Origin of the sequence: Rhabdaerophilum sp. SD176, assembly GCF_030143245.1 — a bacterium.
Lineage (GTDB): Bacteria > Pseudomonadota > Alphaproteobacteria > Rhizobiales > Beijerinckiaceae > Rhabdaerophilum.
Window position 1 is genome coordinate 101,361 of the sequence record NZ_JARJNS010000004.1, and the last position, 22,435, is coordinate 123,795.

Below are 22,435 nucleotides of genomic sequence, written 5' to 3' on the forward strand. Positions count from 1 at the left end.
CTCAGCCTCCCTGCATCGGTGCGAGGATCTCGATCCTGTCACCGGGAGCGACCCGGCACCGGCGGCGCTGCTCCCGCGGCACGAAGACACCGTTATGGGCCGTGCCGATGGTCATCCGGGAGCGCGGGTCAAGATCGCCCCTGTCGATCAGGAAATGCTCGACAATCTCGGCGAGGGTTTCTCCGGCTGGCCGGCAGGGGCGGCCATTGATGTAGATCTGCATGGACTTTCCCTTGGGCTGCACCCGGCAGGCCGGGCATGGGGCTGGGGGAGGGGCGCACCCCGGGATCCGAACAGATCGGGTTCGGATCCGGACGGGCGCAGATTCGGGTCAGCGCCTCCAGGATAAGGCGCCTGGGGGAAGCGCGTGGCTCAAGGCACGGGGCCCGGTGGCTGGAAATCCGGAGGGCCCAGGCTGGCGGCGGGCCGGCTGCCGCCGGGTTCAGATTGAAAAACAGGAATGAAAACAGGGAAGAGGTTTAGGCAATCGGGATCAGTCAGGTCATGGTTCATCCTGTTCCTCCGCCGGCATGATCCGGATCAGGTTCAAAGGATTCCGGGCGACAGAGCCCGATCTCGGCCCGCTGCGGCGGGCACTCCCCGGATAGGACAGATGTAGGACAAGCCGTCCGCGCGGTCAACCGGATTGAGCGAACTCCGGCACCGGAATCCGCAGCCTCGATGAATCATCGGTCATGTTTTGGTCATGCTTCCGCAACAGATTTCATGAGAGCCTGCTAAAGTAGCGGCGCCGCATTTGCGGTTTCTCATGGAAGGGCAAGGCGATGGCGCGTCCGGAAAGGCCGTTCCAGATCGGCATCCAGCGTTTCGGCCTTGGTGCCGGGCCGGCGAGCCGCGACAGGCTTGGCCCGGATATCCGCGCCGCCCTGCTGGACGAGATCCGCGCTGAACGCGCCCTGATCCAGGGCGAGGGCCTGCCGACGACGGCACGCGGCATCCAGATCGTCACGCAGATCGAGGACAGGCGCCGGATGGAGCGCGCGGCCCGCCGGCAAGTGGCGCAGCAGGCCCCGTCCGCACCCGCCATGGGGGAGGTGGCCCCGGGCGCGATGGCTTCTGCAGGTATGCCTGCCAATCCGCCAGCCGCCATGCCCGATCCCGAAGCCATCCGCCTGCGGGATATTCTCCATATCGACGTCAAGGCCCGGATCGACCATGGCCTCGCTGCGCCCGCTGGCTTCGCCGAGCGCTGGGTACTGTTCTGGTCGAACCATTTCTGCATCGCCCTGCGCCGCGGGCAAATCATGCAGGGCATCGCCGGCCCCTACGAGCGCGAGGCCATCCGCCCGCATGTCTTCGGCCGGTTCGCCGATCTGCTTGTGGCAGTCGAGACGCATCCGGCGATGCTGCATTACCTTGATCAGCGCCAGTCGATCGGGCCGAACTCGCCCGCCGGGCAGCGCCGGCGGCGGGGGCTCAACGAGAATCTCGCGCGGGAGATTCTGGAGCTTCACACGCTTGGCGTCGGTGGCGGCTACAATCAGGCCGATGTCACCGCCTTTGCCCGCGCCCTGACCGGCTGGTCGATCACCGGCTTCGAGGAGAATATCGACGGCTATGGTGCCTTCGTTTTCGCGCCCAACCGCCACGAGCCGGGCCCGCAGCAGGTCCTTGGCCGCAGCTACGGCCAGGAGGGCAAGGAAAAGGGCCTCGCCATCCTGCGCGACCTGGCGCGTCACCCCTCCACCGCCCGTTTCCTCGCGACGAAGATCGCCCGGCATTTCGTGGCGGACAGCCCGCCGCCGGCCCTTGTTGCTGCACTCGAAGCGGAGTTCCGCAAGACCGACGGCGATCTCGCGGCTTTGGCGCGGGTGCTGGTGACGCATCCCGCGAGCCTCCAGCCATCGCCAGCGAAGATCCGCACACCGTATGAATTCCTACTCGCCAGCCTGCGCGCCACCGGAGCGCCGGCGGACCGGATTCCGGCCCTCGCCAATGCGCTGAACCTGATGGGCCAGCCGCTCTGGAACCCGCCCGGGCCGAATGGCTTTCCGGATGACGAGGCCTCGCTCGTCGCGCCGAAGGCGATCAAGACGCGGCTCGAATTCGCCCTGCAATTTGCCCGGCCGCTGGGCGGGCGGATCGACCCGCGCGACCTCGCCGAGGCTCTTTTCGGCGAGGCGCTGTCCACGGAGACGCGGCAGGCCATTGCCCGGGCCGAGACCCGGCCGCAGGGCCTCGCTTTGCTGCTCATGGCACCTGAATTCCAGCGCCGCTGACGAGGAGGCTTCCCGATGGATGCTCGATATTGCGAAGCCATGCCGCTCTCCCGCCGGGGCCTTCTCGGGGCCGGGCTGTCCTTCTTCGCCTGGGCGCATATGCCGAAAATCGCCTCGGCGGCGGGCAGGCGCGATCCGCGATTCCTGACCATCATCCTGCGCGGCGCGATGGACGGGCTGTCCGCCGTCGCGCCGGTTGCCGACCCCGATTACGCCGCCCTGCGCGAGGGCATGGCCCTGACCCGCGAGGGCGAGAGCGCCGGCCTGCCGCTCGATGGCTTCTTCGTGCTGCACCCCTCGATGAAGACTTTCGCGCGGCTCTATGCCGAAAAGAAAGGCCTCGTCATCCATGCCGCCGCAACACCCTATCGCGAGCGCTCGCATTTCGACGGGCAGGACGTGCTGGAAACCGGTCTGCCCGGTGTCGGCAAGGTCGAGACCGGCTGGCTCAACCGCGCTTTGCTGGCTTTGCCCAAGGGCGAGCGGCTGCCGCAACTCGGTGCGCTCGGCGTCGGCATCTCGACGCCGCTGGTGCTTCGCGGGAGCGCGCCCGTCATGGGCTGGGCGCCGCAGCGCCTTGCCGAGACCAATGACGATCTCGCCCGACGGGTGCTCGATCTCTACACCCATCGCGATCCGGCTCTCGCCCGCGCCCTGAAGGCCGGGCTGACCGCCGATGATCTTGCCCGCGGCGGTGCAGCCATGGCCCCCGGCGGCGGGAATCCCGCCATGATGGCACGCGCCGCCACCGGAGCCGCCCGGCTGATGATGAAAGAGGAGGGGCCGCGCGTCGCCGTGCTCTCCTTCGATGGCTGGGATACCCATGCCAATCAGGGCGGGGTGCGCGGCCGGCTGGCTGACCTGCTCGGCGGGCTTGACGGCGCCTTTGCTGCTGTCGAGCGTGAATTTGGGGAGGCCTGGAAGGAAACGGCCATCCTTGTCATCACCGAATTCGGCCGCACCGCCCGGATCAACGGTACCGAAGGCTCCGACCATGGTACGGCGACCGTGGCTTTCCTTGTCGGCGGGGCGGTGCGCGGTGGGCGCATTCTCGCCGACTGGCCCGGCCTCAAGGGTCCGCACCTCCATGAAGGCCGCGACCTCAGGGCGACCACCGATCTCCGCGCGGTGATGAAGGGCGTTCTGGCCGGCCATCTTGGCCTGTCGCCGGCGGTGCTGGGCGAGACGATCTTCCCCGGTTCCGGCCTCGTGAAGCCACTACCGGATCTCGTGGTCTAGGCAGGGGTCGTTTTTTCGCGGCAGTTCGGATATGGATGCCCGCGAAAATGACGAGCCTCCCGATGGATATCCCTGCTTCACCCTGGCGCTTCAGCGTTGCCCCGATGATGGACTGGACCGACCGGCATTGCCGCGTCTTCCATCGCCTGTTGTCGCGTCGCGCGCTGCTCTACACAGAGATGGTGACGACCGGCGCCGTGCTGCATGGCGATCGCCAGCGTCTGCTCGGCTTCTCGGCCATGGAGCATCCGGTCGCGCTCCAGCTCGGCGGTTCGGAACCGGCGGATCTCGCGGCCTCGGCGCGGATCGGCGTTGAATTCGGCTATGACGAGATCAACCTCAATTGCGGCTGCCCGTCGGACAGAGTGCAGAACGGCCGCTTCGGCGCCTGCCTGATGCGCGAGCCGGCCCTCGTAGCCGAAGGCGTCGCCGCGATGAAGGCGGCTGTCGCGGTTCCGGTCACCGTGAAATGCCGGATCGGCGTGGATGACCAGGACCCGGAGGAGGCGCTCTTCGCGCTCGCCCGGCAGGTCGTTGCGGCCGGGGCCGATGCGCTCATCGTCCATGCCCGCAAGGCCTGGTTGAAGGGGCTCTCCCCGCGCGAGAACCGCGACATTCCTCCGCTCGACTATGCCATTGTCCGCCGGCTCAAGGCCGAATTCCCCTCTGTGCCGATCGCGATCAATGGCGGTATTGCCAGCCTCGATCTTGCGCAGGCCCTGCTCGCCGCCTCGGATGAGGGACCCGGCCTCGATGGCGTGATGCTCGGCCGCGCGGCCTACCAGAACCCGTCGCTCCTGCTCGGCGTCGACCCGCTGCTTTTCGGCGAGGCTGCGCCTGTTTCCGCGCCGGCCGAGGCGCTCGAGGCGCTGATCCCCTATCTCGAATCGGTGGTCGCCGCCGGAACCTCGCCCCATGCCGTGACACGGCATGTGCTCGGCCTGTTCCAGAGCCAGCCCGGCGCGCGCGCCTTCCGCCGGCACCTTTCGACCGAGGCGGTGAAGCCCGGCGCCGGGGCCGGAATCCTCGTTGAGGCCCTTGCCCTGATCCGGCAGCCCCGGCGTGAAGCAGCGTGAGGGCAGCATGAGCGAAGACCTCCTGTTCCAGCGCATCGCAGCGAGCTTCGGCAAGCAGGGCTTGATGACAACGCTCGGCGCGACGCTGGACCGCGTCACACCTGGCAACGTGATGATCCGCATGCCGTTCTCCCCGGCCATCTCGCAGCAGCATGGTTTCGCCCATGCCGGATCGATCGCCACGATTGTCGACAGCGCCTGCGGCTATGCCGCGCTGACGCTGATGCCCGAGGACAAGGCCGTGCTGACGAGCGAATTCAAGATCAACCTGCTCGCCCCGGCGCTCGGCACGCATTTCGAGGCGATTGGCACCGTGCTCCGCGCTGGCCGGCGCGTCCATGTCGTGCAGGGCGAGGCCTGGGCCATCCAGGGCGAGAACCGCAAGCAGGTGGCGGTGATGCTCGCCACCATGATGGTGATCGACGGCGAGACCGGGCTGAAATCCTGATCGCCTCGTTGCCGGCCTCAGAACCCGAATTGCGTCTTGTAGCTGTAGGCGATCGCCACCACCGTCACGATGCCGCCCCAGATCAGCAGGTTGCGGATCGTCTCGCCCATATTGCCGCGCATCTCGGCCATGAACCACGAGGCCCACATGGTCAGCAGCAGGCCTCCCGCCGCCAGCCCGGCGATCTCGCTGCCGCCAAGTTTCGGCACGCCGAGCACGGCAAAGACCAGCACGATGGCGAGCCCGACCAGCAGGGCAATGGCGATGCGAGGCGAATTCATGCGGGGCTCCTTCCGGTAGCAACTGCAGAAAGGGTGGCCCGCCGGAGCCGGCTTTTCAAGACCCCGGTCAGAGCGGCCCGCGCCAGTTGGCGGCAGAGGAAAGGGCCAGCAGCAGCGCGATCTCGGCCACCTGCTGGCAGCCGCCGAGAATATCGCCATTATGCCCGCCGATCTTGCGACGGGCGAGCGCCGCAAGCGCCGGCATCAGCATCAGCGCGAGCCCGCCCGAGACCAGCCCGCCCAGGGGCAGGTCGAGCCATAGGCAGGCAACGGCATGGATGATGGCGCCAATGCCGGTTGCCAGCAGCCAGGCGGGCAGGCCCGGCAGGGGCACGCTGGCAGCAAGGCCCTGGCTGCCGGCCGGGGGCAGCAGCAGGACAGGCATCAGCGCCACCGCGCGGGACAGGGCGGCGATGCCAGGCAGCAGGACGAGGGCGGCCGGGCCCATCAGGCGGAACAACTCGGCCAGCGCCAGCACCCGCAGCAGGAGGGCGAAGAACAGGCCGGCCCCGCCGAAGGTGCCGATCCGGCTGTCCTTCATGATCTCGAGCCGCCGCTCCCGCGAGGCGCCGCCGAACAGCCCGTCGCAGGAATCGGCGAGGCCGTCCTCGTGGAAAGCCCCGGTGATCGCCACCTGCATGGCAAGGGCCAGGGCTGCGGCAATCAGGGGCGAGAGGCCGGCCAGGTAGGCGAGGCCGCCCGCCAGCGCGCCGCAGGCGCCGACCACCGCGCCGGTGACGGGGATCGCCCAGGCCGCACGCCGGAAATCGGGCAGGGCATGGGCTTCCCGCTCGAACCGGAAGACCGGCAGCGGCAGGCGGGTATAAAAGCGCATCACGTTGAGCAGGTCGCCCGCGAGGACGTTCAGGCCGGGCATGGTCAGTCTTTCGCGGTTGCGAGAGGAAGCGTCGCCATGATAGCCCCGGCATCCATGTCCGGCCAGCCCTGACTCGGCCGGTTTCCCGCATCGACATTCCAGCCAGCGAGCCCGCCATGTCTGCCACCGGCCTGCCTTTTGACGATATCCGCGCGCTGGTGGCGACGCTGCCCGGCCCGGATGAAGCTGCCCGGGCTGCGGTGATGACCCGCGAGAACGAGCTGATCAAGCCGCGCGGTGCGCTCGGCCGGCTGGAAACAATCTCCGCTCATATCGCGGCCTGGCAGGGCAAGGCGCGGCCGGCGGTCAACCGCCCGGTCGTTGCCATTTTCGCGGGATCGCATGGTGTCGCGGCACGCGGCGTCTCGGCCTATCCCTCCGAGGTGAACCGCGCGATGCTGGCCAGCTTCTCCGCCGGGATCGCCGCCATCAACCAGATCTGCAAGGCGCAGGATCTCGGGCTGAAGGTCTTCGACCTCGCGATCGACCTGCCGACCGGCGACATCACCGAAACCGCTGCGATGGAGGAGGCCGCCTGCGCCGCGACGATCGGTTTCGGCATGGAGGCGATCGCCAACGGAACAGACCTGCTCTGCCTTGGCGAGATGGGCATCGGCAACACCACACCCTCCGCCGCCATCTATGCCGCGCTCTATGGCGGGCCGGTCGCGGGCTGGGTCGGACGTGGCACAGGGGTTGACGAAGCCGGCCATGCCCGCAAGGTCGCGGCCGTCGAGGCCGCGCTCGCCACCCATGCCGGCCATCTCGACGACCCGCTCGAGATCCTCCGCCGGCTCGGCGGCCGCGAGATCGCGGCCATGGCCGGGGCGATCCTTGCTGCCCGCGTCGAGAAAGTGCCGGTGATCCTCGACGGCTATGTCGCGACGGCTGCGGCCGCCATTCTGCATGCGCTGCGCCCCGATGCGATTGACCATTGCCTCGCCGGCCATGTCTCGGCGGAAGGCGCGCATCGCGCCGTACTCGACAGGCTGGGGCTGGAACCCATTCTTGATCTCGGCCTGCGGCTGGGAGAAGGCTCCGGCGCGGCGCTTGCAGCGGGAATCGTCAAGGTGGCTCTGGCCTGCCATACCGGCATGGCAACCTTCGCCGAAGCGGCGGTGCCGGACCGGGCCTGAACCGCTCAGGCGGCCCGTTCGTCCCGCACAACACGCGAGATGATCAGGCCCGGCCTTTCGTGCACGGCCGGCATGGCGGCCATCACGCGGTCGGGCGGGAAGAGCGCGGTTGCCTCGGTGCCCTCGCGCAGCTTCGAGCGGAGCCGGAAGGCGCCGCCATGGAGTTCGACAAGGCTCTTGACGATCGGCAGGCCGAGGCCCGAGCCCTGATCGGCATTCTTGATCGCCTGCGAGCCCCGCCCGAACGTGGCGAGGACGATCTCGATCTCCTCCTCCGGAATTCCGGTGCCGTTGTCGCGCACCGAAAGATATTGCCCGCCGCTGGCAGTCCAGCCCACCTTGACGAGGATCTCGGCACCCTGCGGCGTGAACTTGATCGCGTTCGAGAGCAGGTTGAGCGTGATCTGGCGGAGGGCGCGCTCATCGGCCCAGAGGCGCGGCATCCCCTCGGTGAACGCGGTTTTCAGCATCAGTCCGCGCCCGGTCGCCCGCAATTCCAGCATGCGGCAGCAGGCCTGCACGACGCCGACCAGGTCGATCGCCTCCTCGACCAGTTCGTGCTTGCCGGCCTCGATGCGCGAAAGGTCCAGCACCTCGTTGATCAGTTGCAGCAGATGCTCGCCGGATTGGTGGATATCCTTGACGTAGCTCTTGTATTGCTCGTTCCCCAGCGGCCCGAACAGCTCATCCTTCATCACCTCGGAAAAGCCGAGAATAGCGTTGAGCGGCGTGCGCAGCTCATGGCTCATCGTGGCGAGAAAGCGCGACTTGGCCGCGCTGGCCTCCTCCGCCTGCCGTGTCGCCTCGCGCAGGCGCAGATTCGCCTGCTCGACTTCGGTGAAGAGCTCGTCCTTCTCCGCGCGGGCATGGAGATTGTCCAGCGTCGAGGCATAGAGGCGGTTGGCGAGCCCCACGAAGAGCAGCAAGGCCGTGAGGCACAGGCCGGCAATCATCCAGCGCTCGGTCGGCTGGCTGTCCAGCACCAGCTGCACGATGACCGAGGCGAGCGGCAGCGCCGCGCCATAGACAGCCGTTGGCAGCGTATGCGAGAGCACGGTGCTGACCGCGCCGATCATCAGCACGGCCACCAGCAGGAAGACCCGGAGTACATCGGTATCCGGAATGCCGACCACGGTCGGCAGCAAGGCCCAGCTGGTCACGAAAGCGATCTCGCCGACGATCAGCCGCTTGATCCAGGGCTTGATGTCCATGGCCGGGGTGCTGGCCGCCAGGAACCGCCGGCACAGCATCGTCTGGTAGAGCAGGACGCCGAGGACCAGCAGGAGCCAGAGCATGCCCTTGGCGGGGGATGACCACGAAAGCGTGGTCCCGGCAATCACCAGCGCATAGGGCATCAGCGCGAGGCTGGCGCTGACATGGTTCTGCGCGAATTCCCGGGCCAGTTCGAGCTCGAACGCGCGGCTGAGGCCGGATGCGGAGGTGATTTTCTCGCGCACGTCCTTGACCGCCCGCTGCATGCCCTGCTTGTTGCGGGATGCGCGTTCGGCATTCGCCTGTTTCCGCTCGATCTCGGCAGCGGTGGGGATATGCGCGGTCATGGGTTCGGATCTGGTTTCCAGCGGCCGAATATGCCTGACGATTGGTTAAGCGAAGGCTGACAGCGTGACTCGAACTTGCCCGATCGGGCCCGATCGCTTGCGGCAATCCGGCCCGCCCCACGGAGCGGGAATCAGCTAGAGAAAGGCATGCCTTCCCGCCGTATCGTTCCTGCTGTCGCGTTTCTCGCCCTTGCCCTCGTGGTGCTGGCTCTGGTCGGCCGCGTACGGGAGGAGAGCGTCACCGGCACGGCCCATGTCATCGACGGGGATTCGCTGGTGGTGAACGGCCGCGAGATGCGCCTGAAGGGTCTCGACGCCCCTGAATCGCGGCAGACCTGCCGCGTTGCCGGCAAGGACATGCCTTGTGGCCGCGAGGCGAGTTTCGCCCTGCGTCGCTGGCTGCAGCGCGGGCCGGTCACCTGTATCGGTCACGAAACGGACCGCTATGGCCGGCTTCTCGTTGCCTGCCGGGTGGCCGGGCAGGATGTCGGGGCCGATCTCGTCCGCAACGGCCACGCGGTCGATACCGGTGCCTATCCGCGCGAGGAGGCCTTTGCCCGGGGCGATGGGCGCGGCGTCTGGGCCGGTGAGTTCGAGCGCCCGGAGGACTGGCGGCGCCGGCATCGCGCCGAAATGCCGCCCCGGCCTTGACCCTGCCGCGATCCTCGTGTCCGGTGCCTTCCGTTTGAAGCCCGGGAGGGAGGGATCGATGCGCTTGTTCGATGGCGGTCGCGTGCCGAATGCGCGGCGCGTGCGGGTATTTCTGGCCGAGAAGGGCATTTCCGTGCCGCTCGTACCGGTCGATCTTGGGAAAATGGAGCACAAATCCGCCGATTTCACCGAACGCAATCCGTTCCAGCGTGTGCCGGTCCTCGAACTCGATGATGGCACGATCCTGACCGAATCGGTCGCAATCTGCCGCTATTTCGAGGAAATCCAGCCGGAGCCGCCGCTTTTCGGCACCGGCGCGCTGGGGCGTGCCCGCGTCGAGATGTGGAACCGCCGGATCGAGCTGGAACTCTACAGCCAGGGACAGGCTGCCTTCCGGCACGGCCACCCAGGCATGGCGAACCATGAAGTGCCGCAGATCGCGCAATGGGCCGAGGTGAACCGGGGCCGGGCGCTCGGTACCTTGCGCCTGCTCAATGACCACCTCGCCGGTCATCGCTACTTTGCGGGCGATCATTACTCCATCGCGGATATCACAGCACTCGTGACGATCGATTTCCTCAAACCTGCCCGCATCGCCGTTCCGGCCGATCTGGTCCATCTCGCCCGCTGGCACGCCGAATGTTCGGCGCGCCCCTCCGCTCAGGCCTGATGATGCGGCCCTTCCTTGCCCTGGCGCTGGTGCTCGTGCTGGTTCTCCCGGCCCGGGCCGAAATGCTGACCGGCGCCCAGATCCGCGATCTCTTCACCGGCAACACCGTGGCCGGGCATTATGTGACCGGCGGCCCGTTCAGCGAATATCATGCGCCGGATGGCCGGGCTCTGGGCGATAACGGGCTGACGCTGAATGTCGATGCCTGCTGGAACACCGACGGCGACAAGGTCTGCTACCATTATGGTCCGGCCAAGGACCGGCGGACCTATTGCTTCACGGTCGAGCGGAATGGCGACAATCTCGCCCTGAAAGTGGCGGATACCGGCCGGCTCAACGCCCTGGCGAAGGTCGAGAAGGGCAATCCCAAGGATCATGGCGATGGCGGGCGGCGCTGGTCCTGTGATGACCTGCTGGCCGCGCGCCCTTCGGATCGGCTGCGGGTGCTCGCGCGGATCGGTCGCTGACCGCAAGGCCTGCCTTTCTTTAGCCATGCTGCATTCAGCGCAGGTTTAGGCGCCGTCTGGGACTCTGCCACCGCAAAAGGAGATCGCGATGAATGATCGTCCCCCCCGGGATCGCGGCTGGATCAGGATCATCCTGACCATCGCCCTCTTCGTGCTTCCCGCAGGCGCGATGGCGCAGGGCAAGCGGCTCGGCCTCGTCATCGGCCTCGCCGATTACGGCGAGGTCAAGCATCCGACTGCCCTGCAGGATGCCGGGCTGGTCGCGCAGAGCCTGCTGCAGGCCGGATTCGAGCTGACCGAATCCGCCAACCTCAACCAGACCGAATTCCGTGCGACATTCCGGGACTTCACCGAGAAGGCTCAGGCGGCAGGCCCGGATGCGCTGATCGCGGTCTATGTTTCCGGTATCGGCTTCCAGGATGATGGCGAGAACCTGCTCATTCCCGTCGATGCCCGCCTCCGCCAGCGGGCCGATCTCGCGCTCGAGGGGATCCGGATCAACGATCTCATCCGCACCATCGGCGCCATTCCCTCGGCCGGCCGGTTCGTCATTCTCGATGCCGCCTATACCCATCCCTATGGCCAGCTGACCGGCGATGGCGCGCGCGGTTTCGCCGCCGGCGAACGGCGCGAGGGCATGCTGGTGGCCTATAACCAAGCGCCGGACCGCGTCTCGCCGCTGCCGGCCACCAATTACGGGCATTATGCGATGGCCCTGGCTGAAGTCCTGCGCGAGCCGGGCATCGATCTCGGCGCGATGTTCGAGCGTATCCGCCTCCGCACGCACGATCTCAGCCAGGGTGCGGAAACGCCGTGGGATATCAACGGGCTGACCCAGCCCGTCGTGCTGTTCCCCGGCACGGCTGCGCCGGCTGCCACGGCGGCGCTCGAGGCCAAGCGGGCCCGCCCGATCCGGGAACTGCCCGGCGACGAGGCCTATGCCCGCGCCGTCGAGATCGACACCATCGCCGCCTATGAGGAATTCCTCGCCGCCTATCCGCGCCATGTGCAGGCGCGGCGCGTCCGGGCCATGGTCGCCACGCGGCGTGAGGCCTTCTACTGGCAGCGTGCCCGCCGCACCAACACCGACCGGGCCTATTGGTCCTACCTCCGCCGCTATCCGCGCGGTGCCCATGCGGTCGAGGCGCAGGCCCGGCTGACGCGCCTCTCGGCGCCGATCGTGCCGCCGCCGCAATTCGACGAGATCATCTACGATGACCTGCCCCCGCCGGATATCGAGGAGGTCGAGGTCTACGAAACCGTGGTGATCGAGGAGCGCTGGGAGGTGCTGCCGCCGCCCTCCGGCTATGCAGTGCATCTCCTGCCGCCGCCGCCGGTCGAGATCATCGAATTGCCGCCGCCGCCGCCCAACCCGCAGGCGCGCACATTGCCTTCCGTGGGCATCGGGGCCGCGATTGTCGGCGCCGGCGTTGTCGGGGCTGCGATCTGGGCCAACCGCGAATGGCGCCGCCCGCGCGAGGTTCGCCCGGCTGTGGCCCCGCCGCCGCGCCCGTTGCGCCCTTCCGTCCTGCCGCCGGGCACCGTGCTGCCGCCCCCGCCGCGCCCCGGCACGCGCCCGATCGGCGTTCCGCCGCCCGTGGGCCTGCCCGTCGGAAATCCGACACGCCCGATCGGGCAGGGGCCTGTGACACCGCCTGTCGGCACGCCGCCGCCGGGCACACGCCCGCCGACCGGCGGCCCGACCCCGCCGCCGGTGGCACCGCCGGGAACAACCGCACCGGGCGTGACGCCGCCTCTGGGCACGCCGCCGCCGGGCACACGCCCGCCGACCGGAGGCCCGACCCCGCCGCCGGTGGCACCGCCGGGAACAACCGCGCCGGGTGTGACGCCGCCTGTCGGCACGCCGCCGCCGGGCACGCGCCCGCCGACCGGAGGCCCGACCCCGCCGCCGGCAGTACCGCCGGGAACAACCGCGCCGGGTGTAACGCCGCCTCTGGGCACGCCGCCGCCGGCTACACGCCCGCCGACCGGCGGCCCGACCCCGCCGCCGGTGGCACCGCCGGGAACAACCGCACCGGGCGTGACACCGCCTGTGGTCACACCGCCTGTGGTCACACCGCCTGTGGTCACACCGCCGCCGGGCACACGCCCGCCGGCCGGAGGCCCGACCCCGCCGCCGGGGGCAATCCGGCCGTCCCGCCCGCCCGCGCCGCGCCCTGCCGGACCACTGCCGCCCGCGCAACCGGGTGCGGTTCCGCGTCCTGCGGGGCCACCGCCGGGTGCGGTTCCGCCGCCGGCCGTGACGCGTCCGACGCCGCCCTCGGCGCCGCGGCCGATCGGAGCTCCGCCACCCCAGAATCCGCCGCCGCAATTCCGGCCCGTTCCGCCGCGCCCGGGCCCGGGCGAGCCACCACCGCAATTCCGGCCGGTGCCACGCCCGCCCGCAGCTGCTCCGCCCCCGCCGCAGGCGCGGCCTGTTCCGCCGCCTCCGCCGGTGGCGCGCCCGGTCGCTCCCCCACCCCCGCCGGTTGCGCGACCGGCGCCTCCGCCCCCGCCGGTTGCTCGGCCTGCGCCCCCGCCGCCGCCTGCAGCCCGGCCGGCACCGCCGCCCGCAGCCCGGCCGGCGCCGCCGCCCGCAGCTCGGCCGACACCGCCTCCGGCGGCAAGGCCTGCACCGGCTGCCCGACCGCCGGCTCCCGGCGCGATTGGGGAATGCACGCCGGAACTCCGGGCCCGGGGCGCCTGTCGATAACGGAAAAGGCCGGAGCATTGCTCCGGCCTTTTCATGTCTGGCGCCGCTTTAGTTCGGCTGCAGTGCAGCTGGGTGCGGAATCACTTGTCCAGTCGGGCGACCAGGCTGGACGTATCCCAGCGGTTGCCGCCCATCTTCTGCACTTCGGAATAGAACTGGTCGACCAGAGCCGTCACCGGCAGATGGGCACCGTTGCGGCGCGCCTCGGCGAGGCAGATATCGAGATCCTTGCGCATCCAGTCTACGGCGAAGCCGAAATCGAACTTGCCGGCAACCATGGTCTTGCCGCGGTTCTCCATTTGCCACGAGCCGGCAGCGCCCTTGGAGATCACCTCGAGCACGGCCTCGACATCGAGGCCGGCGCGCTTGCCGAAATGCACGGCCTCCGAGAGGCCCTGCACAAGCCCGGCAATGCAGATCTGGTTCATCATCTTGGCGAGCTGGCCGGCCCCTGACGGGCCGAGCAGGCGGCAGGCGCGGGCAAAGGCCATGATCACCGGTTCTGCCTTGGCGAAGGGCTCGGCATCGCCGCCGCACATCACGGTCAGCACACCGTTCTCCGCACCGGCCTGGCCGCCCGAGACCGGCGCATCGATGAAGGCGATGCCGCGCGCCTTGGCTGCCGCATGCAATTCACGCGCGACCTCGGCCGAGGCGGTCGTGTTGTCGACGAAGATCGAGCCCGGCTTCATCGCCTGGAAGGCACCATCGGGGCCGATCGTCACGGCGCGCAGGTCATCGTCATTGCCCACGCAGGCGAAAACGAAATCCTTGCCGGCAGCCGCCTCTTTCGGCGTTCTCGCGGCAGCGCCGCCATGCTTGGCCACCCAGGCCTCGGCCTTCGCGAAGGTGCGGTTATAGACCGTGACGGCATGGCCGCCCTTGTTCTTGAGATGCCCCGCCATCGGCGCGCCCATCACGCCCAGCCCGAGGAAAGCCACTTCCGCCATTTCTGATCTCCCGTTCGGCCCGGAGGCCGATGCCCGGCGGTCTCACCGCAGGGCCATATGCCGGGTGAGCCGCATTTCCAGACCATCCCAGACCCGCCGGATGATCTCCACCAAAGCGAGATAGATCAGTGCCGCCACAAGGTAAATGGAGAGGTCGAAACTTCGCGCGAAGGCCAGCCGGGTCGCCCCCATCAGATCGAACAGCGTGACCAGCGAGGCAAGGGCACTCGCCTTGATCATCACGATCAATTCGTTGCCGAGCGGGCGCAGGGCCACGATCATCGCCTGCGGCATCTCCACCCGGAGGAAGATCGCGAAGGGCCGCATGCCGAGCGCCCGCGCCGCCTCCGCCTGCCCGTATGGCAGGGATTGCAGCGCCCCCCGGAAGATCTCGGCCTGGTAGGCGGCAGTATTGATGGTGAAGGCCAGCAGGCAGCAATAGAGCGGATCCCGGAAGAACCACCACAGGCCCACCTCCTGCCAGAACGGCCGAAACGAGCCGAGCCCGTAATAGATCAGGAACAGCTGCACCAGCAGCGGCGTGCCGCGGAAGAACGTCATGTACCCATGCAGGATCATCCGCACCGGCTTCGGGCCGCGCAGGCGCAGCACGGCAAGGCCAAGCCCGATGGCGATGCCGAGGCCGAAAGAGATCGCCACGAGCTGCAGGGTGAGCCCGAGGCCACTGGCCATCCGGCAGCCGTAATTCTGGAGGACCTCGAGACCGATCCACGCGCCGGGATATTCACACCAGGTCATCGCGAAGCTCCCGCGCGGGCATGGCCGCGATTGGCCCGATCCTCGAGCCGGTCAAAGCCCCAGGTCGAGATGACCGAGAAGAAGAGATAGATCAGTGCCGCGGCGCCGAAGAAAAGGAATGGTTCCTTGGTCACGACATTTGCCCGCGTGGCGATGAACATCGTGTCCTGCAGCGTGATCACCGAGACCAGCGAGGTCTCCTTCAGCAGCACCATCCAGTTATTGCCGAGGCCGGGCAGGGCGACACGCATCAGCTGGGGGAAAACCACCAGCCGGAAGGCCTGCCATTTCGTCAGCCCGAGCGCGGCCGCCGCCTCGCGCTGGCCTTTCTGGATCGCGTTGAGGGCGCCGAGCCAGACTTCCGCCGAGAACGCGGCAAGCACGACACCAAGCGCGACCATGCCGGCAAGGAAGGGCGACATCTCGAGATTTCCGGGCAGGCCAAGAGCGGACCAGACCCCCTGGAGCAGCACCTGCACCCCGAAATAGATGATGTAGAGCGTCAGCAGTTCCGGCACACCGCGGAAAATCGTGGTGTAGAGCGTGGCGAAGGTGCGGAGCGTCCAGGAGCGGGAACGCTTGGCCAAAGCGATGGCAAGGCCGAGCGCGAGCCCGAAGGGCAAGGTCGCCAGCGCGATCGAAATGGTGACCAGCGCGCCGGCGAGCAATTCGTCGCCCCAGCCTTCCGGACCGAAAGAAAGAAGATCGAGATAATATTGCATGATCAAATGGGAGCCGGCGACACGGGAATCCGTGCCGCCGGAACGCCGATGCTTACTGGATGGCCTTCTTGCCCAGCCACTTCATTGCGTGCTTGTCGAGGCTGCCATCGGCCTTGGAATCGGCGATCGCCTTGTTCAGCATCGCAGCCAGTTCCTTCTCGCCCTTGCGCATGGCCATGCCGACGCCCGGGCCATGGATGGCCGCATCGCGCTTCACCTCGGCGATGATCTTGCAGCAATCCTTGCCCTTACCCTTCACAAAGGTCTCGAGGGCCTCGAGATCGGCGACGATATAGTCAAGACGGCCATTGAGCAGGTCGAGATTGGCCTCTTCCTGGGTCGGGTAGGGGCGGGCGGTCGAGCCCTTGTAATAGGCTTCGAGGTAATTCATGTGGATCGTCGAGCCCTGCGCGCCGATATTCTTGCCCTTGAGCGCGTTCGGCGAGATGTCGGTCGAGGTAATCGACTTCGCGCCGACCATGGCAATCGGCGTCGAGGTGTAGACACTCGTGAAGTCGACGCGCTTCTGGCGCTCGGGCGTGGCATTCATGCCGGCCACGATGACATCATACTTGTTCGACAGCAGCGCCGGAATGATGCCATCCCAGTCCTGGACCACCCAGGTGCACTTCACCTTCATCTTCGCGCAGAGATCGTTCATATAGTCGATCTCGAAACCCTCGAGTTCCTTCTTCGCGTTGAGATTGTTGTAGGGCGGGTAGGCGCCCTCGGTGCCGATGCGGATTTCCTTCCATTCCTTCGTCTGTGCCATGGCCGCACCGGAAATGGCGACAATGGCAGACGTCACGAGCACACGCAGCAACTTCATTTTCTCTCTCCCTGCTGGATTGCACAGCCCCGTGTGCAACGGCTTTCGACCCCGCCTTCTGGCGGCCCTTGGCTAGAGTGAGATAAGTTCGGGGCATTTGGCAATGTCCCCATCCCACTATTTTTGTCGCGGCGGACACCCTTTTTGCCGCGATCCCGCCCGTTTGCGCCTCCCGCGCGAGCGGTGTGCCCGCTGCGCGCTCCGCGTGCTTGCTGATTGACCAATCCCGACCCCGCGCCCTATCTGCCGTAGCGCGGTCGCAAACGCGCGGACGGCAGGCACGAGGCAGGAACGATGGCAGACAGGGAACAGGTCCGGCAGGCTTTGGCCGGGGTGGCAATGCCGGACGGGCGCGGTTCGCTGGCGGAATCCGGCGCGCTCTCGGAAATCGTCATCCACCAGGGCAAGGCCTATTTCTCCATCACAGTGCCCGCCGCGCAGGTGGCCGGAGCCGAGCCCTTGCGGAAAGCCGCCGAGGCGGCGGCCCGCGCCGTGCCCGGCATCACCTCCGCCCTCGTCACATTGACCGCCGAGGCTCCGCCGAAACCGGCAGCGGCCGCGCCGGCAAAGCCCGCCCAGCCCGGCCCGGGCGGACAGGCGAAGGTGCAGGTCGCTGGCATCCGCCACATCATCGCGGTGGCTTCCGGCAAGGGCGGTGTCGGCAAGTCGACCACCGCCTGCAACCTCGCGCTCGGCTTCGCTGCGCAGGGGCTGCGCGTCGGCGTGCTCGATGCGGATATCTATGGCCCCTCGATGCCGAAACTCTTTGCCATCCATGGACGGCCGACGCTCAAGGAAGGCCGCACGCTCAACCCGATGCAGGGTTACGGCATCAAGGTGATGTCGATCGGCTTCCTGGTGGATGAGGAAGCTGCCATGATCTGGCGGGGCCCGATGGTCATCTCGGCCATCCAGCAGATGCTGCGCGAGGTGGATTGGGGCGATCTCGACATCCTCGTCGTCGACATGCCGCCCGGCACCGGCGATGCCCAGCTGACCATGGCGCAGAATGTGCCGCTGGCCGGCGCCGTCATCGTCTCCACGCCGCAGGATCTCGCGCTGATCGATGCCCGCCGCGGTGTGGCGATGTTCCGCAAGGTCGAGGTCCCGATCCTCGGCATCATCGAGAACATGAGCTATTTCATCGCCCCCGATACCGGCAAGCGCTACGACATTTTCGGCAATGGCGGTGCGCGGGCCGAGGCCGAACGCCAGGGCGTGCCCTTCCTCGGCGAGATCCCGCTTACCATGTCGATCCGCGAGAAATCCGATGCCGGCACGCCGGTCGTCGTTTCGGAGCCCGACAGCCCCCATGCTGTCGCTTATCGCGGGATCGCCGCGAAGGTCTGGGACATCCTCGAGGGCGGGGCCACGCAGAGGCCGGCGCCCCGCATTGTTTTTGATGCCTGATCCGCGCCATGTGCATTGCACATATGCGAAAATCACATAATACTCATACTGAAAACGCCGGGTGCCCCCGGGTCGGGGCGCTATGAAAAAGGTTGCGAAAGATTGGATGTTCCCTACAACTTGCCCGGCGTTTCCAAGGGTAGGGACTGTCCCGTTCGTGGAAAGCACGCGTTGAAAGAGGGAGAAAACGCATGAAGCGTCGTCAGTTTTTGACTGCTGCGGGGGCCGGGCTCGGGACCGCTGCGATTGCCGCGCCGGCTATCGCGCAGAGCATGCCTGAAGTGAAATGGCGCCTGACATCGAGCTTCCCCAAGTCGCTCGACACGATCTATGGCGCGGCCGACACCTTCGCGAAGGCTGTCGCGGAAATGACCGACAACAAGTTCCAGATCCAGGCCTTTGCGGCCGGTGAAATCGTCCCGGGCCTGCAGGCTGCGGACGCGGTCACCAACGGCACGGTCGAGGTCTGCCACACCGCCTCGTATTACTATGTCGGCAAGGATCCGACCTTCGCCTTCGGCACCGCCGTTCCGTTCGGCCTCAATGCCCGCCAGCAGGATGCATGGTTCATGCATGGCGGTGGCATGGCTCTCATGAACGAGTTCTATGCCGGCTACCAGATCCACGCGCTTCTGGGCGGCAATACCGGCTGCCAGATGGGTGGCTGGTTCCGCAAGGAAATCAAGTCGGTTGCGGATATCAACGGCCTCAAGATGCGCATCGGCGGCTTTGCCGGCCGCGTGCTGCAGAAGCTCGGCGGCGTGCCGCAGCAGATTGCCGGCGGCGATATCTATCCGTCCCTTGAAAAGGGCACGATCGACGCGGCCGAATGGGTCGGTCCGTATGATGACCAGAAGCTCGGCTTCAACAAGGTTGCCCCGTTCTATCATTATCCGGGTTGGTGGGAAGGCGGCGCCGCGCTGCATTTCTTCATCAACAAGGCCAAGTGGGAAGCGTTGCCCAAGAGCTACAAGGCGGTTCTCGAAGCCGCCTCGCATCAGGCCAACACCGACATGATGGCCAAGTACGATGCCCGTAACCCCGCTGCGCTGAAGGCGCTTGTCGCGGCTGGCACCCAGCTCCGTCCGTTCTCGCAGGATGTTCTCGAAGCTTGCTACAAGGCGGCCAACGAACTCTATGCGGAAACCGCTGCTGCCAATCCGAAGTTCAAGAAGGTCCACGACAACATGATGGCCTTCCGCGGCGACCAGTATCTCTGGTGGCAGGTGGCCGAATACACCTTCGACAACTTCATGATCCGCGCCCGCGCCCGCGGCTGATCGGATTTCCGGTCACGGAACAGGAACGGCGGCCTTCGGGCCGCCGTTTTTCGTTGGGACCCTGCCAGAACTCTGGAGGGACTAACCATGCCGGACTGGACCATCCGTCGCCTCGCCCCGGGAGATGAGGCGGGGTTTGACGCGATGCTCGACCTGTTCGCCGATGCCTTCGAGGATCGCGCCGCCTATGGCGACCGTCGCCCCGGCTCGGCCTGGCGCGACAGTCTCCTCGCCAACCCGGACTTCGTGGCCCTCGTGGCGGAACAGGATGGCGCCGTGGTCGGTGCGCTGGCGGCCTATTTCCTGCAGAAATTCGAACAGGAGCGGCGCGAGGCCTATCTCTACGATCTCGCCGTGTCCGCGAGGGCCCGTCGGCAGGGCATCGCCACAGGGTTGATCGAGGCGCTGAAGCCCATCGCGCGGGCCGGCGGCGCCCATGTCATCTTCGTGCAGGCTGATCTCGAGGATGACCCCGCCATCGCGCTCTATGCCCGTTTGGGCCGCCGCGAGGACGTGCTGCATTTCGATATCCCGGTCTGACCGGGTTTCGCCAGAACCGGTAACGGAAAAGCCGGGCGCGAGGCCCGGCTTTCCTGATCTTCGGCGAGAGCCGCTTATTGCGGCTTCGGCGGTTCGAGCCCCGGCGGCGGGCCAGCCGGCGGTGTCAGCCCCGGCAGACCCGGCAGGCCCCCGCCACCCGGCGGGGCCAGCCCCGGCAAGCCGCCCGGGGAATCGAGCCCCGGGATCGTCAGGTTCTTCAGCTGCTGCTCGATCTTGGCCGGATCGACCTGAACCTGGCTGCCTTTGTAGTGCATGACCATCTGTGGGAAGATGATGACCAGCGCGACCATGATGCACTGGATGACCACGAACGGCACGGCACCCCAGTAGATCTGGCCGGTGGTGACAGGCTCGGTTTCCTTGCCGGTCACCTTGTCGACATAGGCCACCTTCGGCGCCACCGATCGCAGGTAGAACAGCGCGAAGCCGAAGGGCGGATGCATGAAGCTGGTCTGCATGTTCACCCCGAGGATGACGCCGAACCAGATCAGGTCGATCCCCAGCTTCTCGGCCGCCGGGCCGAGCAGCGGCACGACGATGAAGGCCAGCTCGAAGAAGTCGAGGAAGAAGGCCAGCAGGAAGACCATGATGTTGACGACGATCAGGAACCCGGCCTGGCCGCCCGGCAGCGAGGTCAGCAGTTCCTCGACCCAGACATGACCGTTCACGCCATAGAAGGTGAGCGAGAAGACGCGCGCACCGACGAGGATGAAGACCACGAAGGCCGAGAGCTTGGCCGTGGAGTCGAGTGCCTGCGAGACAAGGCTCATCGTCAGACGGCGCTTGGCCATCGCGATGAGCATCGCTCCGGTGGCGCCCATGGCGCCGCCTTCGGTCGGCGTGGCGAGACCGATGAAGATCGTCCCCAAAACCAGAAAGATCAGGCCCAGCGGCGGCATCAGCACCATGATCACTTCCTGCGACAGGCGGGAAATGATCTTCAGGCCCATGAACTTGTGGATCAGCGAGAGGATATACACGATGACCATCGCAGCAAAGGCCGCGAGGATCATTTCCGAGCCCGGCTGGACATGGCCGACGAAACGGTCCTTCAGGAAATAGGTGAGCGCGACCGCCAGGATGAGGCAGACGATCAGGGAACCGACACCGCCGCCCAATGTGCGGGCTTCTTTCGGGAGGGCCGGCACATACGACGGCCGGATCACCGAGACGAGGAAGACATAGCCCGCATAGAGGGCCGAGAGCACCATGCCCGGGATGAAGGCGCCCTCATACATGTCACCGACCGAACGGCCGAGCTGGTCGGCCATGACGATCAGGACGAGCGAAGGCGGGATGATCTGTGCCAGCGTGCCCGAGGCGGCGATGACGCCTGAGGCGACACGGCGGTCATAGCCGTAGCGCAGCATGATCGGCAGGGAGATCAGTCCCATGGAAATGACCGAGGCGGCGACGACCCCGGTCGTTGCGGCCAGCAGGGCGCCGACGAAGATAACCGCATAGGCCAGACCGCCGCGGACCGGCCCGAAGAGCTGGCCGATCGTGTCGAGAAGGTCTTCCGCCATGCCCGACCGCTCAAGGATCAGCCCCATGAAGGTGAAGAAGGGAATGGCAAGCAGCACGTCGTTGTTCATCGTGCCATAGACACGCTCCGGCAGCGCCTGCAGGAAGTTTGGCACGAACAGGCCCAGCTCGATGCCGACAACGGCATAGAGAAGGCCGCAGGCCGCCAGCGCGAAGGCGACCGGGTAGCCCATCAGCAGCAGCGCCACCAGCGAGGCGAACATGATCGGCGCCATGTAATGGGTGATGAAGCCGATAAAGCCTGGAGGATACTGGGTGGCCGCCTGGGCGGCCTCGGTGCCGAACCCGGCCAGGAAGACAAGGGCGAGGGCGGCGCTCAGCAGAGATCCGCCGAGCCAGAAGGGAAAACGCTTGGACATCGGAATTCCTCGAAAAGGGCGGATCAGGAGCGGTTCGCAGCTTCGGCCTTGGCTACCTCGAGCAGACGGGCAGCTTCCGCTTCCGCTGCGGCATGGTGGCCGACCGCTGCATTCGGGTCCTCGATTACACCCTTGATGATCGCGTAACGTTTGATCAGCTCGGAGATGCCCTGCGCCAAGAGCAGCATGAAGCCGGCCGGAACCAGCAGCTTGGCCGGCCAGACGGACAAACCGCCGGCATTCATCGACGCTTCGTTGAGTTCGAAGGATCGCATGAAGAATGGCCAGCCATGGTAGATCATGATCCAGCAGAACGGGACGAGGAAGAAGATGTGGCCGAACACGTCGATCCAGTCGCGCGTACGCTTGCGGAAATTCCCGGTGACAATGTCGATGCGGATATGTTCGTTCTTCAGGAACGTATACGCCGCGCCGAGCATGAAGACGGCGCCGAACAGATACCATTGCAGTTCCAGCCAGGCATTCGAGCTCTGGTTGAACACCTTCCGGATCACCGCATTCCCGGTTGAAACGATCACGGCAGCGAGGATCAGCCATTTGACGAAATGGCCAATCCGCTCATTGATCTTATCGATCAGCGAACTGATTTTCAGTAGGTTTTCCACGCCACTCTCCCCTTGGGCACAGAACCGGCCGGTTTTC

22 protein-coding genes and 1 riboswitch are annotated in these 22,435 nt (G+C 66.8%); of the genes, 12 read left to right on the forward strand and 10 right to left on the reverse strand.

What is annotated here, in order from left to right:
* Position 1: 1 nt before the first annotated feature.
* Positions 2-223 carry a sulfur carrier protein ThiS gene (gene thiS, locus P0652_RS10055; RefSeq protein WP_284178685.1) on the reverse strand — a complete coding sequence of 74 codons (222 nt, stop codon included), beginning with the start codon at positions 221-223 and terminating at the stop codon, positions 2-4.
* A 276-nt stretch (positions 224-499) separates the two neighbouring features.
* A riboswitch (TPP riboswitch) is annotated at positions 500-611 on the reverse strand.
* Between the two features lie 174 nt (positions 612-785).
* Between thiS and P0652_RS10060 the strand changes: the two genes are divergently transcribed.
* The 4 genes from P0652_RS10060 to P0652_RS10075 are packed head-to-tail and all read left to right on the forward strand — an operon-like array spanning position 786 to position 5,003.
* A complete protein-coding gene (locus tag P0652_RS10060; RefSeq protein WP_284178686.1) occupies positions 786-2,240 on the forward strand; it encodes a DUF1800 domain-containing protein in 1,455 nt (484 codons plus the stop codon).
* A gap of 15 nt (positions 2,241-2,255) precedes the next feature.
* On the forward strand, positions 2,256-3,479 hold the full coding sequence (locus P0652_RS10065; RefSeq protein ID WP_284178687.1) for a DUF1501 domain-containing protein: 1,224 nt from the start codon (positions 2,256-2,258) through the stop codon (positions 3,477-3,479).
* Between the two features lie 47 nt (positions 3,480-3,526).
* On the forward strand, positions 3,527-4,555 hold the full coding sequence (gene dusA, locus P0652_RS10070) for a tRNA dihydrouridine(20/20a) synthase DusA (protein WP_284178688.1): 1,029 nt from the start codon (positions 3,527-3,529) through the stop codon (positions 4,553-4,555).
* A gap of 7 nt (positions 4,556-4,562) precedes the next feature.
* Positions 4,563-5,003, forward strand: a complete 441-nt coding sequence (locus P0652_RS10075) for a PaaI family thioesterase (protein ID WP_284178689.1) — start codon at positions 4,563-4,565, stop codon at positions 5,001-5,003.
* Positions 5,004-5,020: 17 nt separating this feature from the next.
* Here the strand turns inward: P0652_RS10075 and P0652_RS10080 are convergent, their stop codons facing one another.
* Both P0652_RS10080 and cobS read right to left on the reverse strand, forming a co-directional pair.
* Positions 5,021-5,284, reverse strand: a complete 264-nt coding sequence (locus P0652_RS10080; RefSeq protein ID WP_284178690.1) for a hypothetical protein — start codon at positions 5,282-5,284, stop codon at positions 5,021-5,023.
* A 67-nt stretch (positions 5,285-5,351) separates the two neighbouring features.
* Positions 5,352-6,161 carry an adenosylcobinamide-GDP ribazoletransferase gene (gene cobS, locus P0652_RS10085; RefSeq protein ID WP_284178691.1) on the reverse strand — a complete coding sequence of 270 codons (810 nt, stop codon included), beginning with the start codon at positions 6,159-6,161 and terminating at the stop codon, positions 5,352-5,354.
* A 116-nt stretch (positions 6,162-6,277) separates the two neighbouring features.
* Here cobS and cobT point away from each other — a divergent pair, with 116 nt between their 5' ends.
* Positions 6,278-7,297: a nicotinate-nucleotide--dimethylbenzimidazole phosphoribosyltransferase gene (cobT, locus tag P0652_RS10090; RefSeq protein WP_284178692.1), complete on the forward strand. Its 1,020-nt coding sequence runs from the start codon at positions 6,278-6,280 to the stop codon at positions 7,295-7,297.
* A gap of 5 nt (positions 7,298-7,302) precedes the next feature.
* Here the strand turns inward: cobT and P0652_RS10095 are convergent, their stop codons facing one another.
* Positions 7,303-8,856 carry a sensor histidine kinase gene (locus tag P0652_RS10095; protein ID WP_284178693.1) on the reverse strand — a complete coding sequence of 518 codons (1,554 nt, stop codon included), beginning with the start codon at positions 8,854-8,856 and terminating at the stop codon, positions 7,303-7,305.
* A gap of 147 nt (positions 8,857-9,003) precedes the next feature.
* Here P0652_RS10095 and P0652_RS10100 point away from each other — a divergent pair, with 147 nt between their 5' ends.
* The 4 genes from P0652_RS10100 (at position 9,004) to P0652_RS10115 (ending at position 13,357) form a co-directional block, all read left to right on the forward strand.
* Positions 9,004-9,507: a thermonuclease family protein gene (locus P0652_RS10100; protein WP_284178694.1), complete on the forward strand. Its 504-nt coding sequence runs from the start codon at positions 9,004-9,006 to the stop codon at positions 9,505-9,507.
* Positions 9,508-9,565: 58 nt separating this feature from the next.
* Positions 9,566-10,177: a glutathione S-transferase family protein gene (locus P0652_RS10105; RefSeq protein WP_284178695.1), complete on the forward strand. Its 612-nt coding sequence runs from the start codon at positions 9,566-9,568 to the stop codon at positions 10,175-10,177.
* Entirely contained in the window at positions 10,147-10,644 is a 498-nt protein-coding gene (locus tag P0652_RS10110) for a hypothetical protein (protein ID WP_284178696.1), read from the forward strand. Before P0652_RS10105 ends, P0652_RS10110 begins: the two co-directional genes overlap by 31 nt.
* A gap of 88 nt (positions 10,645-10,732) precedes the next feature.
* Positions 10,733-13,357, forward strand: a complete 2,625-nt coding sequence (locus tag P0652_RS10115) for a caspase family protein (RefSeq protein WP_284178697.1) — start codon at positions 10,733-10,735, stop codon at positions 13,355-13,357.
* A gap of 80 nt (positions 13,358-13,437) precedes the next feature.
* Here the strand turns inward: P0652_RS10115 and P0652_RS10120 are convergent, their stop codons facing one another.
* From P0652_RS10120 to P0652_RS10135, 4 genes are read right to left on the reverse strand one after another with little or no spacing between them, the layout of a single operon-like run.
* Positions 13,438-14,307, reverse strand: coding sequence for an NAD(P)-dependent oxidoreductase (locus tag P0652_RS10120; protein ID WP_284178698.1), 870 nt, complete (start codon positions 14,305-14,307; stop codon positions 13,438-13,440).
* A 42-nt stretch (positions 14,308-14,349) separates the two neighbouring features.
* A complete protein-coding gene (locus P0652_RS10125; RefSeq protein ID WP_284178699.1) occupies positions 14,350-15,066 on the reverse strand; it encodes an ABC transporter permease in 717 nt (238 codons plus the stop codon).
* On the reverse strand, positions 15,063-15,788 hold the full coding sequence (locus P0652_RS10130; RefSeq protein WP_284178700.1) for an ABC transporter permease: 726 nt from the start codon (positions 15,786-15,788) through the stop codon (positions 15,063-15,065). Before P0652_RS10130 ends, P0652_RS10125 begins: the two co-directional genes overlap by 4 nt.
* 52 nt (positions 15,789-15,840) lie before the next feature.
* Positions 15,841-16,617 carry a transporter substrate-binding domain-containing protein gene (locus tag P0652_RS10135; protein ID WP_284178701.1) on the reverse strand — a complete coding sequence of 259 codons (777 nt, stop codon included), beginning with the start codon at positions 16,615-16,617 and terminating at the stop codon, positions 15,841-15,843.
* Positions 16,618-16,911: 294 nt separating this feature from the next.
* On the opposite strand from P0652_RS10135, the gene P0652_RS10140 reads away from it, so the two are divergent.
* From P0652_RS10140 to P0652_RS10150, 3 genes are all read left to right on the forward strand, one after another.
* Positions 16,912-18,027: an Mrp/NBP35 family ATP-binding protein gene (locus P0652_RS10140; protein ID WP_284178702.1), complete on the forward strand. Its 1,116-nt coding sequence runs from the start codon at positions 16,912-16,914 to the stop codon at positions 18,025-18,027.
* Between the two features lie 191 nt (positions 18,028-18,218).
* Positions 18,219-19,307, forward strand: coding sequence for a TRAP transporter substrate-binding protein (locus P0652_RS10145; RefSeq protein ID WP_284178703.1), 1,089 nt, complete (start codon positions 18,219-18,221; stop codon positions 19,305-19,307).
* Between the two features lie 87 nt (positions 19,308-19,394).
* On the forward strand, positions 19,395-19,847 hold the full coding sequence (locus P0652_RS10150; RefSeq protein ID WP_284178704.1) for an AAC(3)-I family aminoglycoside N-acetyltransferase: 453 nt from the start codon (positions 19,395-19,397) through the stop codon (positions 19,845-19,847).
* A 74-nt stretch (positions 19,848-19,921) separates the two neighbouring features.
* Here P0652_RS10150 and P0652_RS10155 read toward each other — a convergent pair whose 3' ends face one another.
* Together P0652_RS10155 and P0652_RS10160 are read right to left on the reverse strand one after the other, a co-directional pair.
* A complete protein-coding gene (locus tag P0652_RS10155; RefSeq protein WP_284179083.1) occupies positions 19,922-21,628 on the reverse strand; it encodes a TRAP transporter large permease in 1,707 nt (568 codons plus the stop codon).
* A 167-nt stretch (positions 21,629-21,795) separates the two neighbouring features.
* Entirely contained in the window at positions 21,796-22,398 is a 603-nt protein-coding gene (locus P0652_RS10160) for a TRAP transporter small permease subunit (protein WP_284178705.1), read from the reverse strand.
* Between the last annotated feature and the right edge of the window lie 37 nt (positions 22,399-22,435).

Coding starts and splice junctions, on each gene's coding strand:
- thiS (WP_284178685.1), bottom strand. CDS start 223: ATGCAGATCTACATCAATGGCCGCCCCTGCCGGCCAGCCGGAGAAACC.
- P0652_RS10060 (WP_284178686.1), top strand. CDS start 786: ATGGCGCGTCCGGAAAGGCCGTTCCAGATCGGCATCCAGCGTTTCGGC.
- P0652_RS10065 (WP_284178687.1), top strand. CDS start 2,256: ATGGATGCTCGATATTGCGAAGCCATGCCGCTCTCCCGCCGGGGCCTT.
- dusA (WP_284178688.1), top strand. CDS start 3,527: ATGACGAGCCTCCCGATGGATATCCCTGCTTCACCCTGGCGCTTCAGC.
- P0652_RS10075 (WP_284178689.1), top strand. CDS start 4,563: ATGAGCGAAGACCTCCTGTTCCAGCGCATCGCAGCGAGCTTCGGCAAG.
- P0652_RS10080 (WP_284178690.1), bottom strand. CDS start 5,284: ATGAATTCGCCTCGCATCGCCATTGCCCTGCTGGTCGGGCTCGCCATC.
- cobS (WP_284178691.1), bottom strand. CDS start 6,161: ATGCCCGGCCTGAACGTCCTCGCGGGCGACCTGCTCAACGTGATGCGC.
- cobT (WP_284178692.1), top strand. CDS start 6,278: ATGTCTGCCACCGGCCTGCCTTTTGACGATATCCGCGCGCTGGTGGCG.
- P0652_RS10095 (WP_284178693.1), bottom strand. CDS start 8,856: ATGACCGCGCATATCCCCACCGCTGCCGAGATCGAGCGGAAACAGGCG.
- P0652_RS10100 (WP_284178694.1), top strand. CDS start 9,004: ATGCCTTCCCGCCGTATCGTTCCTGCTGTCGCGTTTCTCGCCCTTGCC.
- P0652_RS10105 (WP_284178695.1), top strand. CDS start 9,566: ATGCGCTTGTTCGATGGCGGTCGCGTGCCGAATGCGCGGCGCGTGCGG.
- P0652_RS10110 (WP_284178696.1), top strand. CDS start 10,147: ATGTTCGGCGCGCCCCTCCGCTCAGGCCTGATGATGCGGCCCTTCCTT.
- P0652_RS10115 (WP_284178697.1), top strand. CDS start 10,733: ATGAATGATCGTCCCCCCCGGGATCGCGGCTGGATCAGGATCATCCTG.
- P0652_RS10120 (WP_284178698.1), bottom strand. CDS start 14,307: ATGGCGGAAGTGGCTTTCCTCGGGCTGGGCGTGATGGGCGCGCCGATG.
- P0652_RS10125 (WP_284178699.1), bottom strand. CDS start 15,066: ATGACCTGGTGTGAATATCCCGGCGCGTGGATCGGTCTCGAGGTCCTC.
- P0652_RS10130 (WP_284178700.1), bottom strand. CDS start 15,788: ATGCAATATTATCTCGATCTTCTTTCTTTCGGTCCGGAAGGCTGGGGC.
- P0652_RS10135 (WP_284178701.1), bottom strand. CDS start 16,617: ATGAAGTTGCTGCGTGTGCTCGTGACGTCTGCCATTGTCGCCATTTCC.
- P0652_RS10140 (WP_284178702.1), top strand. CDS start 16,912: ATGGCAGACAGGGAACAGGTCCGGCAGGCTTTGGCCGGGGTGGCAATG.
- P0652_RS10145 (WP_284178703.1), top strand. CDS start 18,219: ATGAAGCGTCGTCAGTTTTTGACTGCTGCGGGGGCCGGGCTCGGGACC.
- P0652_RS10150 (WP_284178704.1), top strand. CDS start 19,395: ATGCCGGACTGGACCATCCGTCGCCTCGCCCCGGGAGATGAGGCGGGG.
- P0652_RS10155 (WP_284179083.1), bottom strand. CDS start 21,628: ATGGCGCCGATCATGTTCGCCTCGCTGGTGGCGCTGCTGCTGATGGGC.